The sequence below is a fragment of the Synechococcus sp. R55.8 genome, from assembly GCF_047461895.1.
GTDB lineage: Bacteria > Cyanobacteriota > Cyanobacteriia > Thermostichales > Thermostichaceae > Thermostichus.
Genome location: NZ_JANSIB010000068.1, coordinates 1 through 15,675, shown reverse-complemented (window position 1 = coordinate 15,675; position 15,675 = coordinate 1). Strand labels below are relative to the sequence as shown.

Annotated in this window: 13 protein-coding genes; 9 read left to right on the top strand and 4 right to left on the bottom strand. The window is 58.4% G+C overall.

The window, feature by feature from the left end; translation table 11 throughout:
* Positions 1–148: 148 nt before the first annotated feature.
* Both NW829_RS08090 and serA read right to left on the bottom strand, forming a co-directional pair.
* Complete coding sequence (locus NW829_RS08090; protein WP_414416834.1) at positions 149–1,465, bottom strand: bifunctional folylpolyglutamate synthase/dihydrofolate synthase; 1,317 nt, start codon at positions 1,463–1,465, stop codon at positions 149–151.
* Positions 1,466–1,526: 61 nt separating this feature from the next.
* Positions 1,527–3,107 (bottom strand): phosphoglycerate dehydrogenase, encoded by a 1,581-nt coding sequence (gene serA / locus NW829_RS08085; protein WP_414332254.1) that lies wholly within the window; start codon positions 3,105–3,107, stop codon positions 1,527–1,529.
* Positions 3,108–3,340: 233 nt separating this feature from the next.
* Between serA and NW829_RS08080 the strand changes: the two genes are divergently transcribed.
* The 8 genes from NW829_RS08080 to NW829_RS08045 all read left to right on the top strand — a co-directional run bounded on the left by NW829_RS08080 (position 3,341) and on the right by NW829_RS08045 (position 12,770).
* The gene (locus NW829_RS08080) at positions 3,341–4,552 is read left to right on the top strand and encodes an acetate kinase (protein ID WP_414416833.1); all 1,212 of its coding nucleotides are present in this window, start codon (positions 3,341–3,343) and stop codon (positions 4,550–4,552) included.
* A gap of 118 nt (positions 4,553–4,670) precedes the next feature.
* Entirely contained in the window at positions 4,671–5,135 is a 465-nt protein-coding gene (locus NW829_RS08075; protein ID WP_414351297.1) for a hypothetical protein, read from the top strand.
* Between the two features lie 529 nt (positions 5,136–5,664).
* On the top strand, positions 5,665–6,207 hold the full coding sequence (locus tag NW829_RS08070; RefSeq protein ID WP_414416832.1) for an FHA domain-containing protein: 543 nt from the start codon (positions 5,665–5,667) through the stop codon (positions 6,205–6,207).
* 188 nt (positions 6,208–6,395) lie between these two features.
* A complete protein-coding gene (locus NW829_RS08065; RefSeq protein WP_414351294.1) occupies positions 6,396–8,417 on the top strand; it encodes an FHA domain-containing protein in 2,022 nt (673 codons plus the stop codon).
* 246 nt (positions 8,418–8,663) lie between these two features.
* Positions 8,664–9,116, top strand: a complete 453-nt coding sequence (locus NW829_RS08060) for a hypothetical protein (RefSeq protein WP_414416831.1) — start codon at positions 8,664–8,666, stop codon at positions 9,114–9,116.
* Between the two features lie 121 nt (positions 9,117–9,237).
* Positions 9,238–10,173: a 4-(cytidine 5'-diphospho)-2-C-methyl-D-erythritol kinase gene (ispE, locus tag NW829_RS08055; protein ID WP_414408431.1), complete on the top strand. Its 936-nt coding sequence runs from the start codon at positions 9,238–9,240 to the stop codon at positions 10,171–10,173.
* Positions 10,174–10,327: 154 nt separating this feature from the next.
* Positions 10,328–11,683 carry an acetyl-CoA carboxylase biotin carboxylase subunit gene (accC, locus tag NW829_RS08050; protein WP_011433007.1) on the top strand — a complete coding sequence of 452 codons (1,356 nt, stop codon included), beginning with the start codon at positions 10,328–10,330 and terminating at the stop codon, positions 11,681–11,683.
* A gap of 94 nt (positions 11,684–11,777) precedes the next feature.
* A complete protein-coding gene (locus NW829_RS08045; protein ID WP_414416830.1) occupies positions 11,778–12,770 on the top strand; it encodes a tyrosine-type recombinase/integrase in 993 nt (330 codons plus the stop codon).
* 216 nt (positions 12,771–12,986) lie between these two features.
* Here NW829_RS08045 and NW829_RS08040 read toward each other — a convergent pair whose 3' ends face one another.
* Entirely contained in the window at positions 12,987–13,412 is a 426-nt protein-coding gene (locus NW829_RS08040; RefSeq protein ID WP_011433014.1) for a hypothetical protein, read from the bottom strand.
* A 94-nt stretch (positions 13,413–13,506) separates the two neighbouring features.
* On the opposite strand from NW829_RS08040, the gene NW829_RS08035 reads away from it, so the two are divergent.
* The gene (locus NW829_RS08035) at positions 13,507–14,178 is read left to right on the top strand and encodes an exopolysaccharide biosynthesis protein (protein ID WP_238376955.1); all 672 of its coding nucleotides are present in this window, start codon (positions 13,507–13,509) and stop codon (positions 14,176–14,178) included.
* A gap of 35 nt (positions 14,179–14,213) precedes the next feature.
* Here the strand turns inward: NW829_RS08035 and NW829_RS08030 are convergent, their stop codons facing one another.
* Positions 14,214–15,377, bottom strand: coding sequence for an S-layer homology domain-containing protein (locus NW829_RS08030; protein WP_414416829.1), 1,164 nt, complete (start codon positions 15,375–15,377; stop codon positions 14,214–14,216).
* Positions 15,378–15,675 lie beyond the last annotated feature (298 nt).

Sequence of the window (15,675 nt, the reverse complement as noted above, 5' to 3'; positions counted from 1 at the left end):
GCGAACCTACTGGCAGGGCGACCTGCTGGCAACCTAGCTCGGTGCCAGGCCCACCTCCACTCACTACACGCACGATACTGGGGTCTTACTCTAGCTCCTCTCCAGCTACACAAGGGAGGAGCTTTTGTTTTTCATGCCGTTTCACTTATCAACAGGCCAGCTCCCATCCCAAACAGCGCTGCATCACTTGACCCAATAGGTACAGGGATCCGCAGATTACAGCTGGTGGCTCAGTGAGGTTTTTCGGCTTGAGCAACTGAGCCCGAAGAGCGGAGAGATTGGGCAGTGCCCGTGCCGAGGCGAGATGAGGCTGCAGAGTCTGGGCTAGCTGAGCAAGTTGCTCGGGATCCGTCCCAGAGTGGCCGGCAATTGGCAGGGCAAAAAAGCAATCTCCCGGTCGCAGCAGGGTGCTGAGAATGCCCTGGACATCCTTGGTGGTGAGGATGCCCATATACCAGGTGAGGGGGCCAGGTTGATACTTATCCAGATAGCGACGGAGAGCCTGGGCAGCGGGTAAGTTGTGGGCTCCGTCCATCAGCAACTGACGGGATCCAATCTGCACCCGCTGTAAGCGCCCCGGCCAACGGGTGATGGCAAATCCTTTTTCGACAGCGGCATCCGGGATCCGCCAGCCCTGTTGCTGTAGGGTTTCTACAACGGCAAGGGCTACTGCTGCATTGGTGAGTTGTACATCGCCGCTGAGGGGCAAGGTGAGGAGCTGCCCTCGCCAGTGGACGGTTTGAGGCTCTGACCATCGCAGAGGTTCGACCATCTTCAGGGGGCTTCGCAATTGCTCTGCCTTGGCTCGGATAACTGCTGTGACCTCTGGAGTTTGGGGTGCGCACACTGCCGGGATCCCTGGCTTGAGAATACCCGCCTTTTCAGAGGCAATTTGGGGAAGGCTGTTGCCCAAGCGCTGCCAATGATCCCAGCCGATGGAGGTGATAGCCGTTACCACTGGCTCGATCCCAGCATTGGTAGCATCCAGCCGCCCCCCCAGGCCCACTTCTATCACTGCCACATCCACCTTTTGCCGGCGGAAGTACAGCCAAGCGGCAGCGGTGATAACCTCAAACTGGGTGGGAGAAGCCTCGTCAGGGGCATAGGTTTGTAGGCAGTCTCGCACCTGGGCCAGCGCTTGGCTCCAGTCGTTGGCGGAAATGTATTCCCCGTTCAGCCAAATCCGTTCCCGCCAGTCCACCAAATGGGGAGAGGTGTAGCGGCCCACACGATAGCCTGCCGCCCACAACACGTGGCTGACCCAGGCACAGACAGATCCTTTGCCGTTGGTGCCGGCTACGTGGATGGCCGGGATCCCAGCTTGGGGCTGTCCTAGACGCTGCAGCAAGACTTGCATGCGTTCCAGACTGAGATCCACACCAAAATGGCCCAGGGACTCCAGAAAGGCCGGCCAATCCCAGTCTGGGATCTGGGACAGGGTTAGGGACAAGTTGCTCTGGTTCAAGCAAAGACTCCGTCTTGCCAGGGTAGGTGAGATTTGGGATTTTTTCTAGGGGTCAACAATTCTAGAGGTTCACTACAAAAGCGTCACGGATGCCCGGCTGCTTGAGCACCTCTTCCAGGATCCCATCCGGCAGGGGATCGTCCAAGCTGAGCACCATGACTGCATCGCCGCGGATGATCTTGCGCCCCACCTGCATGCTGGCGATGTTGACATTGTAGGCTCCCAGCAGGGTGCCAATCCGTCCGATGATCCCCGGCATATCCCGGTGCAGGGTCATCAGCATGTTGGCGGAAGGGGGCACATTCACCGGGAACTCGTCGATCTGGGTAATCCGCACCTCTCGCTCCCCAATCAACGCCCCCGAAACCGAGCGGATCCCATTGGGGCCGTGGGCAATCAACGTCAGGGATCCGGAATAATCTTTCAAGGAGGGATCTCGGGTTTCCACCACCCGGATGCCCCGTTCTTTGGCCTCAATGGAGGCGTTGACGTAGTTGACCCGCTCCCGCAGCGCCAGCGTCAAAAGCCCTTTGAGGGCGGCAATGACGATCGGCTGCCCATCTTTTTCCGCCAGATCTCCCTGCAGGCGGATCTCCAACTGGTTGACGCGATCCCCCGCCAATTGGCCAACCAAGTTGCCTAGGGTTTCGGCCAAGTCCAGGTAGGGTCTGAGGTTTTGCAGCACCTCTGCCTGTAGGCCGGGGATGTTCACGGCAGAGCGGGCCGGCAGCCCCAGCAACACATCGCGGATCTGCTCGGCCACATCAATGGCCACATTCACTTGGGCTTCTTCGGTGGAGGCCCCCAAGTGGGGAGTGAGCAGGACTTCTTTGCCCAGGGAAAACAGCGGGGAGTCCTTCAGGGGCTCATTGGCAAATACATCCAAAGCCGCTCCGGCAATTTGGCCGGATTTCAGGGCTTCGTACAGGGCTTGTTCATCCACCAAACCGCCGCGGGCGCAGTTGATCAGGCGAGCGGTCGGCTTCATCATGCGAAAGGTTTCGGCGTTGAACAGGTTGGTGGTTTCAGGGGTTTTGGGAACGTGCAAGGTGATGTAGTCCGATTCCTGCACCAAAGTTGTGAAGTCTACCAGGCGCACCCCCAGTTGCTCTGCCCGCTCCACGGACAGATAGGGGTCATAGGCCAGCAGCTTCATCCCCATCGCCTTGGCAATCTGGGCCACATGGGATCCAATCCGACCCAATCCGACAATCCCCAGCGTTTTTTTGTAGACTTCTACGCCGACAAACTCTTGCCGATTCCACAGGCCCGATTTCAGAGAGGCATTGGCATCGGGTATGTGGCGGGAGAGGGCCATCATCAAGGCAATGGCGTGCTCGGCAGCGGCAATGGTGTTGCCCTCTGGGGAGTTGACCACCAGGATCCCGGCTTTGGTTGCGGCAGGCACATCGATGTTGTCAACGCCAACGCCCGCCCGCCCGATGATTTTTAAGTTCGTCCCCGCCTCGATTACCTCTCGGGTAACCCGTGTACCGGAGCGCACCATGATGGCATCGTAGTTGGGGATGACCGCGATCAACTGCTCTGGGGTGAGCTGGGTTTGCACATCCACCTGAGCGACTTGGGAGAGAATGTCGATCCCCGCCTGATCGATGGGATCTGTGACGATGACTCTGGGCATAAGCAGCGTTAGTCCAGTGGGATGGAGGGCAACAGAAGTAGGGGAACAGATTACCCAAAAAATTGGGTCTAAAGCTCCGTCCTACCGCTACGCAGTTCGCCTTGGCCTCAGGAAGCTGCAGGAGGGCTTTAATGCTATGGTCATCCTTAGCGGCAGGGTAGTCAACCGCTCTGTTCAAGCAAGCGGGCTATAGGCCTTAAGCCCAGCAGTGCGAAGGCCAACGAAGACACGCTGTGAATATTCTGGTCGTCAATGCCGGTTCCAGCAGCCTCAAATCCTCCCTATTTCTGACGGTTGAGGGAAGGGTGGAGGCCACGCCCATCTGGCAAGCCCAGGTGGATTTCACCTACAAGCCGGGGGAGGCCCTCATCCAGACTCGTCGGCGAGGCAGTAGGTGGGAATCTTTTCCCTCCGCTTCACCTGAGGGAGGGATCGGCCAACTGGCCCCGCTGTTTCAAAGCCTCTGGCAAGGGGAGGGATCCCTGCTCCCGCAGGCGGCTGAGATCGGCGGCGTCGGCCATCGGGTGGTGCATGGGGGATCCCTGTACCGGCAGCCCACCTTAATTACGCCAGAGGTGGAGAGGGCGATTGAGCAATTGATCCCCTTGGCCCCAGCCCACAACCCTGCTGCGCTGGCTGGCATCCGTCTGCTAAGGCAACTGTTGCCGGGGATCCCTCAGGTGGCCGTTTTCGACACCGCCTTCCACCAGCAAATGCCTCTGGCCGCAGCCCTTTACCCCCTTCCCTACGCTTGGGCTGAACAAGGGATCCGCCGCTACGGGTTTCATGGCATCAACCACGAGCATTGCGCCCGTCGCGCTGCCGAGATCTTGAACCGACCCCTGGAGGAGTTGCGGCTGATCACTTGTCACCTGGGCAACGGCTGCTCGTTGGCGGCCATTCGCGGGGGCAGAAGTGTGGACACCACCATGGGCTACACCCCCCTGGAGGGCTTGATGATGGGATCCCGGTCGGGGTCAGTGGATCCGGGCATTTTGATCCATCAGTTGCGCCAGGGCATGAGTGTGGATGAACTGGATCGGATCTTGAACCGAGAATCGGGGTTGAAGGGCGTTTCCGGCCTGAGCAGCGATATGCGGGTTGTGTTGGAGGCAATGGAGGCAGGCCATGCCCGGGCGGAGCTGGCTTTCGATCTGTTTGTCCACCGTCTGCGCAGCCAGATTGGGGCAATGCTCATGAGCTTAGATCGGCTGGATGCGCTGGTGTTTTCTGGGGGGATTGGGGAAAACTCAGCACCGGTGCGGGCGGCAGCCTGTGCAGATCTGGGTTTTTTAGGGATCCAGATCGACCCGGTTTTGAATGCCGGATCCCCCCGCAACTGCGATATCAGCACTTCGGATGCTCCGGTGCGGGTTCTGGTGATCTCAGCCCAAGAGGACTGGGCCATTGCCACAGCTTGCCAAAACCTTTTGCAAGGGGAATAAGCGAAGGATCCCAGGCTGCTTCTCGCCAGGTTCTCTCCTTTCCGCCCGCTGGCTTGGTGGAGACAAACTCTAGACAATAAGCTCAAAAAAAGAAGACCTTTTGGAGTGGAGGAAAACCATGCAGCGAAGGCATGAACGGATCCCAGTGCTGGTGCTGCTGAGCAGTGTTCTGGTGGGGTGTGGGGGCACGACCGGCAGCAGCGATCTTCTGCCCCTGCCGCCTCCCATACCTGCTCCATCCCTCACCATTACTGATCTCTCTCCGCGCACCGTCTTGGTGGGGCAAACTCCAACCTTTGTGGTGTCTTTCCGGGTAGAGGCCCCTGCCGGGATCCGGGGTTCCAACGCCTTTTTGGCTTCCGTCACCACCCCACTGGGCAATTTCGTAACCCTGGGAGCTTTTGATGCTGCTCAGTTGCCCGGCTGCTTCGTTGGGGCGACCACCTGCACCGTTACAGGGCTGACCCTGACCCAGAATCGCTTTACCCTCACTCAAACGGGATCCCATCAGCTCACCATCAGTGTGTTCGATCGGCAGGAGCGGCTGGGCAGCGGCAGTTTCCCATTTACCGGAGTGCTTTGAAAACGGTTTGGATAAAGACACAGAGGATACTAGTCTTGCAGGATCCCCAGAAACTCAAAACTCACTCTAGGCCCTATCTCTCAGGTGGATTTCTGAGGCTTCCGGCCAAGGGATCAGGCCACCTCGGTCAAACTTGAACGGCCTCGCCGTTCCTGAGGAGATCGAGTTTTGTTGCTTCAAATCGGGTGGGGATAAAGTCGAGTATGTAGTCACTCTAAACATCATGGTCTAAACATCATGAATGAAACCTTTCCGTCTGGCTCCCCTCTCCCTCTGGAAGAGGAGCTGAGGGTGGTCGCGGAAGCGGCGCGGAGCGTTTGGGCACGGTCTCCAGCAGGAATGTAACTCGGAGATCCCAACTCAGGTGATCCGGATCAGCGCAAGCCTTTGGTCAGGGGAGTAGGTTATAGTTATCCAAAAAGATAACAATTTTGACGAAAAAGACATCTTCTGCTTTCCCCAAGCTGACCTTTGGATATGCTGAAGCCGATCTAGGGAATGGAGGCGCTGAACGGTGGAGAATGGGATTGTGTGTCAACTCACTTTAGAATGGACCGAGGCCGACCGGCGCCGATCGCAAACGGTTTCGCCTGTCCCCTCTAAGCTGGTTACCATTGGACGGGATCCCAGCTGTGATGTGGTGCTCAATGACCCAACTCGCTCGGTCTCAGGAGTTCACGCCGGGCTTTATTTTGATCCCAAAACCTTAAACTTTCACATTCGCAACTTAACTCGGGATCGTTTGCCTCCTAAGCAGCCCAACCCTGTCTGGGTGAATGGCCGAAAAATGATTCAGGAGGAGCCTGCGCTTGAGGCCAATAGCCAAATTCAGTTGGGGCACATTGTGCTGAGGGTGAAGTCTATAGAAGTGGCCAGGAAGGATCAGGGGGTTCCCCTCAGCCGCGGCACTTTGGACACCCTCAAGGTTAAGTGCAGCCGCCTGGAAAACCCTCACTACCTACCCCCGGAATATCAGGGTCAGAATTGTCCCTACTGTGGACATTTGGTTTTGAGCGCTACCTTGGTGATCCCTCCTCCAGAAGCTGGCAAAGCCCCACAACCTCCTCTCTAGAGGACCAACCCTTTCTATTCTTCTTAATTCTTCTTACAGATCCCAGTGGCTGATCCAAGTCCGTGGGGGATAGAAAAAAGGGATCCCGGGCAAACCAAAAGTGACCTGTGAGGTCGCGCTGTTCTGTGTTTTCTCAATGGCCTCTTCATGATCTTTGTACATGATCTTTGTAAAGGTGAGCAGAAGCTATGCAAATTCAACTGAGCTGGGAAGATCCCATCACCGAAGAACAGCAGGAGCTGATTTTTCCATTGCCTCTTGCCTTGGGCAGGGAGCTGGCCCAATTGCCACAGGAATGGCAAGGTCGAGAAGTGGCGCGGGCTGTGTTTGCCAGCCAGGAGATCTCCCGTTATCACGCCCTCGTCTATCTCGGTGAGGATGGCCAGGTCATCTATGAAGATCGCAGTGCCAACGGCAGCCGCATCAATGGGGAAAAAATCCGTCAGGCACGCCGGGTGCTCCAGGGGGGAGAAGTGGTGGAGCTTGGCCCCTACAGCATCACCGTGGGTTTGGTGTCCCCCAGGGATCCCAATGCCACCCTTCTGACCGCCACCCCTACTCTTTTGCTGGAGCCGCGCACCGAACTGATTCGCCCGGCCACCCAACCCGACACCGCATTTGAGGTTCCCCCGGCTTCCACGGTGGTTTTTGCCCCAGAGCAGCTTCCTGAAGTGCGGGCTGGCTCGGATTTTCCCCCGCCGGATTTGTTTCGAGCCGAGCAAATTGCCCTGAGCGCCCTCAAAGCCACCGGACTGCCTGTGGAAGAGACCCTCTATTTGGCCTTGGGCGGCGGTATCGGCAGCTTTGTCTGGGTGGATACCCTGCGCATCTACGGGGTCAGACCGGAACACATCCGCGTCATCAGCATTGCCCGCAAACCCTACGAACGGTATGAACGGCTTTTGACCAACTGCCAGATCCCCCGCTGGAAGCGAATTCGCTCTGGCTCCGATTCTTGTCCAGACAACATTTGGGGCTGGCCTGGCTATGCTCTGCGGGATGCTTGGCGTTCCTTTTTCTCCGGCCGATTGTTGGAAGCATTCGGCTTTTTGTGGCAGGTATTTAGTGAGCCCTTGTTGGCAGATACCTATACGCCGCGGGCGGGGGATGTATTTGCCTCAATGGATCGGGAGGCAGCCCGAATTGGTTGGGAGCAAATGTTGTGTTACGGCCATATTCGCGCCATTCGCAAAACGGAGGATGGGCGATATGTGGTGGCCTATTCGGCAACGCGGCCCGGCCATACGGATCACCGTTTTATGGTGGCCAAGTATCTCCATTTGGCAACTGGATATCCGGCCATCAAGTTGCTCAACGACCTGCAGGAGTTTCGCGAAAAAACAGGAGATTTGAGATCGGTGGTACACGGCTATGAGCCTCATGATCACGTTTATGAGCAGTTGGAGAAACAAGGTGGCACCGTCCTAATTCGGGGATTTGGGATCGTCGCCTCTCAGGTGATGGAACGCCTTTACGAAGCCCGCAAAGTCAACCCCCGCATCTCGGTGGTGCATCTGAGCCGTGCGCCCAAAAGCGGTAATCGCTTCGGACGAGCCAAACGGGCAGTGGATAACCATTGGGAGTTTCAGCCCTTCAACTGGCCCAAGGGCACTTGGGGAGGAGTTCTGCGTGCCAAATTGGAAGCGGCGACCCCCCTGGAACGGCGCGAACTGCTGGAAGCTTGGGGCGGCACCACGACAGCAAGTCGGCGGAAATGGCGGCGGATCGTGCGGCAAGGGTTGCGAGAGGGCTGGTACTCGATTGTGTTCGGCAAGGTGGAGTCGGTGGTTCCCGGCGACAAGGGTAAGCCGGTAACCTACATTCGAGGTACCCACAACAACACGCAATTAAAGGTGGAGGCCGATTTCGTTATCGACTGTACGGGTTTGGTTTCGGATCCCATGACCAATCCTCTCCTCAACGATCTAATTACCCACTACAACCTGCCCCTCAATCCTCACGGGCGCTTGCATGTCTCCAACGACTTTGAGCTGGTGGAGATGCGCAACCGGGATGGGCGAATGTACGCTGCCGGGATCATCACCTTGGGCGGGCCCTATGCGCCGGTGGATACGTTTTTGGGTTTACAGTACTGTGCCCATCGCTCGGTGGAACACCTGGCTCGACTGCGGGCACCGGGGGTCAAAGGCTTAGAAGGGATCCGATCCCTGTGGCAATGGTGCAAGTGGGCCCTAAACATCAGCCCCTAGCTTGCCGACATTGGGCAACGCTCCTGGATTTTGCCGGATGTTTATGGTTATCAACGCTATTGTTGGCGACACATCATGGCTATTCCCCATCCCGTTGAACCTGGTGAAAGGGGTGTTGCGTTGATCCCCAACTCTTCTATACCAAAGGGGGAAGGGTTGGGGGTGAGGGCCAGAAGGTTCCCTCAAACAGACTGGGAGCGACACGGATCCTGATGATCTCGATAGGCAAAACTGCTGGAGGAAAAGATGACTCCGACCCTGATTGGCCGCTGGCAAACTCGCATTTTCTTATTGGCCACCGTTGGTGTTTTGGCAAGTTTACCCTTTTATTTTGGGATCACTGGACATGGCGGCAGCCTCACCTATTTTTGGGTGCTGTTCTACGTAGGTCTGTTTGGCTGTGTTTGGGATGTTGTTTATAACTACCTGATGGGGTGGATGTGGGATCACGATTGGCCTGGGATCCTTCAGCTTTTGGCCGGCATTTGGGAAGGGCTTTTTTTGGGTACAGTCTTGAAGGTGGTGGGTCTTCCTTATATCCCAACCCAACGGTTTGACGTGGGAGATTTTATTCTCCACTACAGTGTGGTCTGGGTTTGCCTTTACCTCAGCGCTTGGGTGGTGATGCGCATTTTGTTTCCCCGCTGGCGCTTTCGCGGTGGAGAGTGGCTGGGGCCATGGCCTCGCTCTGGCAGCTAGAGAGGGGATCCACTGCCGCTAGAATCAGGCTGGGAGACCTCCCCGGATAAGTCTGTGTTTTGATCAGGTCTGTACAGGCTAAGGGGAGTTGAGACTTGTTGCTGACCCAGATTTTCACCCCATGCAAGCCTGTACCCTGATTGCCCGCGCCAAGATCAACCTCTACCTGGAAATCCTCGGATCCCGTCCTGACGGGTATTCAGAGGTGGCGATGGTGTTGCAGAGCATTCATTTGGCGGATCGCCTGCAGTTGAAGAGCCGTCCTCACGGGATCCACCTCACCTGCGATCGTCCAGAAGTGCCTGCAGATGCCCGCAACCTCGCCTATCAAGCCGCTGAGCTGCTGCAAAAAGAGTGTCACTCTGCCGCTGGCGTGGAGATTCACATCGAAAAGCACATTCCGGTGGCAGCAGGTTTGGCGGGGGGCTCGGCTGATGCGGCGGCGGTTTTGGTGGGGTTGAACCAACTGTGGGGGCTGGGCCTGACGGTGGGAGAGTTGCAGAGTTTGGCAGCCCGCTTGGGATCCGACATTCCCTTCTGTATCCAGGGGGGAACGCAACTGGCCACCGGGCGCGGGGAAGTTTTGGAGCCGCTGGCCGATTGGGAAGGGATCCCTGTGCTACTGGCCAAGCCCAAGCACCTGGGGGTTTCGACTGCCTGGGCCTATCAAGCCTTTCGTTCTCGTCAGGGGAGCTTGGGAGGGGATGCCCTACCCAAACCCACACTGCCCACCTTGCCGCAGGCGTTGGCGGCTCTCAGCCGTCAGGATCCGCCGGCGTTAGCCAGGAGTTTGCGCAATGACTTGGAACAGGTGGTTTTGCCGGAGTACGCGATTGTAGGGGAACTGCGCCAAGCTCTTCTCTCGGCGGGGGCCCTGGGATCCCTGATGTCGGGGTCGGGGCCAACGGTCTTCGGAATCATGCCCAGCCTGGAGCTGGCCGCCCAAGTGCGCAACACCCTGCGTCACCAGTTTCAGGATGTAGAGTTTTGGGTGACGCAGTTTGCCCCCACCGGGATTCTGCTGCAGCCGGATCCCTGTAGCCTCAGTCCTACCTAGGTTGTCGACTGGATGGACTGAATGTGGGATCCCCACCAGCCTTCTCTATTCTTCCCTCTGGTTGGCATAGTAGGATGAGCACCTAAACTTAACCTTGCGTTCACAGACTGCTGGCTTTAGCGGTCAAGTTATCTCTCTGCTCTGAACCTCCCTCATGCCGCCCATCACCAAGATCCTGATCGCCAACCGGGGTGAGATTGCCCTGCGCATCATCCGCACCTGTCAGGAAATGGGGATCCGAACTGTGGCCGTTTACTCCACTGCGGATCAGAACTCCCTGCACGTCCAACTGGCGGACGAGGCTGTTTGCGTAGGAGATGCCCCGGTGGCCAAAAGCTACCTCAACATTCCCAACATCATCTCGGCAGCCCTCACCCGCGGGGCCACTGCCATTCATCCGGGCTATGGGTTCTTGGCGGAGAATGCCAAATTTGCCGAGATGTGTGCCGACCACAACTTGATCTTCATCGGCCCCTCGCCAGAGGCGATGCGCAAGATGGGCGACAAGGCCACGGCCCGCGAGACCATGCAAGCGGTGGGGGTGCCGACGGTGCCGGGCAGCCGCGGGTTGATCACCTCTGAGGAGGAGGCAGTGAAGCTGGCGGAGAAAATCGGCTACCCCGTGATCATCAAAGCCACCGCCGGTGGCGGGGGGCGGGGTATGCGGGTGGCGCGGGATGCCCAGGAGCTGCTGAAGATGCTGCGCACCGCTCAGGGGGAAGCCCAAGCAGCCTTTGGCAACGGCGGGGTTTACTTGGAGAAGTTCATCGAGCGCCCCCGTCATGTGGAGTTTCAGATCTTGGCGGATAGCCAGGGCAATGTGGTGCATCTGTACGAGCGGGATTGCTCCATTCAACGGCGGCATCAAAAGCTGTTGGAAGAGGCCCCCAGCCCGGCTTTGACTGCAAGCTTGCGCGCCCGCATGGGAGCAGCGGCGGTGAAAGCGGCCAAGGTGGTGAATTATGTGGGAGCGGGCACGGTGGAGTTTTTGCTGGACAAAAATGGCCAGTTCTACTTCATCGAGATGAACACCCGCATCCAGGTGGAGCATCCGGTTACTGAGATGGTGACCGGGCTGGATCTGATTGCCGAGCAGATTCGCATTGCCCAAGGTCAACCCCTGACCTTTCGCCAGAAGGATGTGGAGTTGCGGGGCCATGCTATCGAATGCCGCATCAACGCCGAGGATCCCAAGCAGCAGTTTCGGCCTTGCGCTGGCACGATCAGTGCCTATTTGCCCCCTGGGGGGCCGGGGGTGCGCATGGATTCCCACATCTACACCGACTACACCATTCCCCCCTACTACGATTCGCTGTTGGGCAAGCTGATCGTCTGGGGGCCTAACCGGGCAGCAGCCATCCGCCGCATGCAGCGGGCTTTGGGGGAATGTGCCATCACCGGGGTGCCCACCACGATCCCTTTCCACCAGCAGATCCTGCGCCACGAGGCTTTTTTGCGGGGCGAGGTGTACACGGATTTCATCACCCAACACCTGCTGCCCGGCCAGTAGCCATCGACTCTCAGGTCGGGATCCCTCTCTGGACAGCAGCTGGCCACAAGTTGAGGATAAAGTTAAGGGCTAGCAGAGGGATGGAGGTGGCAGGATGAGGGAGCCTCGATCGGGCTGGGCTCAGGAGACCCATCCCCAGAGTCAGCCGACTGGCCCTGTTCCCAGCCTCAGCCATCTGGCGGCGCAATTTTTGCAGGAGCGGCAGCGGGATCTGGCCCCGGCTAGCCGCCGCACCTATCGCATCGCTCTGGAGCAGTTTGCCAAAACTTGCCCCGTGCCGCTGCCCCAGGTGCAGCCTGCCCACGTCCAGTCCTTTTTGAACAGCTTGAAAGGGCGACCATTCCAAAGCCGCTCTGGCCAGCGGATCCATCCGCCCGCTTCCCCGGCCACCTACAACCTCAAGCGGTTGGCCTTGCAGCAATTTTTTGAATGGGCCAGCCAACGGGGCTACCTTCAGGATCCCCTGCCCACTCAAGCCATTCGACCTGCCCGCCTACCCGCTCGTTTGCCCCGCGATCTGGATCGGTTATTGCTACAGCGGGTGTTGCAGCGGGCCCAGAACCATTCTCTGCGCTACGCGGCTTTGATTCGCCTGATGCTGGAGTGCGGGCTGCGGGCCCAGGAGCTGTTGGACTTAACCGTTCAAGATTTTCAAATCAGCCCCGAGGGATCCCTGTTGGAAGTGCGCTGTGGCAAGGGGAGTAAACCTCGCGCTGTGGCAGTAGGGGATCCCCTCTCCGAGCTGTTGCAACAGTATCTGAGCCGAGAACGGGGCCCGTGCGCGCCGACGGATCCCTTGTTTGTTTCCCAATCTCGCTGCTTGGCCTACCGGGGGCGCCCCCTCACCTACGATGGCCTGCGGCATATTGTGCTCAAGCTAACCGAGCCTGAGCCGGGACATCAAACCCCCCACCAGTTTCGCCACAGTTTTGCCACCTTGTTGCTGGATCGCGGCGTTGCCCCCGAACACATTCAGCACTTGCTGGGCCACACAACTGCCGCCATGACGATGCGCTACACCCAGCGGGCCAACTTGAGAGCAGCCATCGCCCGTTCCCGCGAGATCTTGAATCAGGGCTTGGTTTAGGGATCCCTTAGTGTGCTATGGCCTCTATTGTTTCAAGTGAGACAGATGCAGATTGCTCGAAGAAAAGTGCAAAAAGGCCGCCACCAATACTCCCACCGGCTGCAACTGTCCCAACAACGCCACCCAAATAGCAATAAGGACGGGGGTTTGGATCCACAATAACGCCACAATAATGTATTTCCGGCTAATCTTCGGTGCCAACTTGGGGGCGACCTCTCAGCTTTTGGGGATCAGCCGCTTCGGACAGGCAGCACGGATGTGGGATTCGCTCAGGTCGGGCATGAGAGCCAAGGCCCGCTGGGCATCAATTTGCGCTTCGCACACCGCCTCCAGCACCTGTTCGGCCATCAGGGAAAGGGGCATATCGGCAGTTTGTTCGGGATCGGTATCCAGGGAAATTTGTCGGACTCCCACAGGGGGGGGTGGCAACACCGGCGGAGCTGCCTGCGGGGACAGGGTGGTGGAAGTGCCCACCTCCAACTGCGCTTCTGCCAGGGCCACACCGCGCCCCACCATCAACAGGGATCCCAGCAGCAGGAGCCATCCCAGCCCACGCCCCCCTTTGCGGAACTGAGTCGGAGCCTTCTGCTGTCGCTCAAGGCTGCTGATGTTTACGGCCCTCTTGAACCTGTCACCGAGCATGTCACCTCTCCGAAACCACCCCTTTGCTCAAGATATCCAACACAACTTGAATTTGCAGTAGGCTATCGTTGGCCCTCCAGGTAGTGCCCACCCGTTGCCAAACTTTGCCCGCTCCAGCCCTGCCCCCTCTATGGCCCGTCTGTCTCAAGAGCTAGCCCGGTTTTCCCGCCTTCCCGAGAGCCCAGAGCAACCCGAACCCTCCCCGGAAGGGTTGATCCGCATCGAAGACATTCTAAAACTGGCGGGCGAGCGCAGTTTTGGCTTGTTTTTGGCGGTGCTCTCTTTCCCTTCTGCTTTGCCTCTGCCGGCTCCCGGCTATTCCACTCCCTTTGGCGTGGTCATCCTGTTGCTGGCCGCACAAATGCTGGCAGGGCGAACCACTCCTTGGCTGCCGAAATGGGTGTTGCAGACCTCTATTGAACGGAAGCATTTTCAAAAGTGGGTGCAGGCTGGGATCCCATGGTTGCAGCGCATTGAAAAAATTGCCCGCCCCCGTTGGAAGCAGCTTTGCACCACACGGCTCGGCCAAGTCTGGCTGGGCACCTGGATCGGCTTGATGGGGATTTCCATGATCATCCCCGTTCCAGGCACCAACACCCTGCCGGCAATGGGGGTTTTCGTCACCGCCTTTGGCCTCCTGGAAGAAGACGGGATCCTGTGCAGCTTGGGATCCCTGATCTGTGTAGCAGGAGGACTGCTGACCACTTCCATTTTGATCGGCCTGTGGTTGGGGGGAACAACCCTTTTGGATTGGCTGGGGAGATAGCCGTGCCGACACCGCTTATTCCGGCCTTGCACCGGTTATCGGGATGTCGGGGCCAGCGCCAGATCCTGAGTGAGGCGCAACTCGATCACCTGATTGGGATCCAGCACCACCACCTGCGGCGCCGTTACATTGCCGATCACCGCTCCGGCCACCCCTGCCCCCAGCACTTCCTCTGTGGCAATGGCATTGTCTCCGGTTACCAAGCCGAGAATAGCGCCTGCTGCTGCACCGATGGCCGCATCCTGAATGATTTTGCCTGTGGTGGTGTAGCGGGGATCCTTGACATCGTGGATGATGTCCGATTGGGCAGCCAAGGGGAACAGTTGGTTGTTGACGATAATGCTTTCCGCCACAAAACGGGTGCCCCCTGGGGCCGGCTCAAAGCGGCCATCCACCCGTGAGCCAAAAGGCACCAGAATATCCCCCTGGGCGTTGCGAATCGGGTTGCGGACGATCAAAGACATGGGCCGGGTTTCGTTGGGGGCAATGAAGAGGCGCTCGTTGAAGGGGGTGGTGGTTTGCATCAGGGTGCCCGCCGCCAGCGTGGAAAGGCGCAGGTCGAAGCCCGGCTGGGAACCGGAGAGGGATCCCCCTGGGTTTTGCGCCACCAAGGATCCCCGGCTGAGCATGGCCTGGTGGGTGAAGGCTGCTACCTCGGCGCGAGTGGCGGGACGGTTGGGTTCCAAGAGCATCGGGTCTGGATAATTGACGATCAACCCGGCGCGGTTGGCCGCCGCAAGTTGTGCCAGGGCCCAATTGGGGATGGCTGCCGCATCTCGGTAGCGGCTGAAGAGATCTCCGGGCTGAGCGGCTGGGATCGCTCCCGTGTTGCCAATGGCGTTGGTCAAAACCACCAGCGCTTCGGTGCGGGTAACGGGCTGCTCAGGACGGAAGGTGCCATCGGGAAAGCCTGCCACCAGGTTGTTGGCTGCTGCCGTCGAGATGGCGCTGGCTGCCCAGTGGGTGGGGGGCACATCCCGAAAGCCGATGAAAGTACCGGAGGTATTGCGGAGGCGGAAAGCGGTATTGACAATGGTGGCAAACTGAGCGCGGGTAACCGGCTCATTGGGGCGGAAGGTGCCATCGGGGAAGCCGTTCAACACTCCTTGAGCGGAGAGGGTCTCAATGTAGGCTTGGGCCCAGTGGCCAAAGGTGTCGCGGAAGGGGGCGGCCATGGCCACCTGGCAGTGGATGCCCAAGACAGCTCCCGATAGGAGTATGCCTGCTGCACGTGGATTTAAAAGAGAGGGAAACATCGTTCGTTCACCGAGTTGTCGTAGCGCCCATTGCTGGGTCGATGGCTACTTTTATTCTGGCTATTTCCTCAGTGATGACAATGGCGGAAACCCTTGCTCTGAGGTAATTTGAGCGTTTCTAACCTAAGATTTGCAGCAAAACGCAACTGCAGAGGATTGATAAGGAAACCCCTAAATCTCTGTCGCGTCAGCTAGAAATCGCAGGAGCCCCGCACTGTACCCGTAGGGTCAGTGCCGGGAG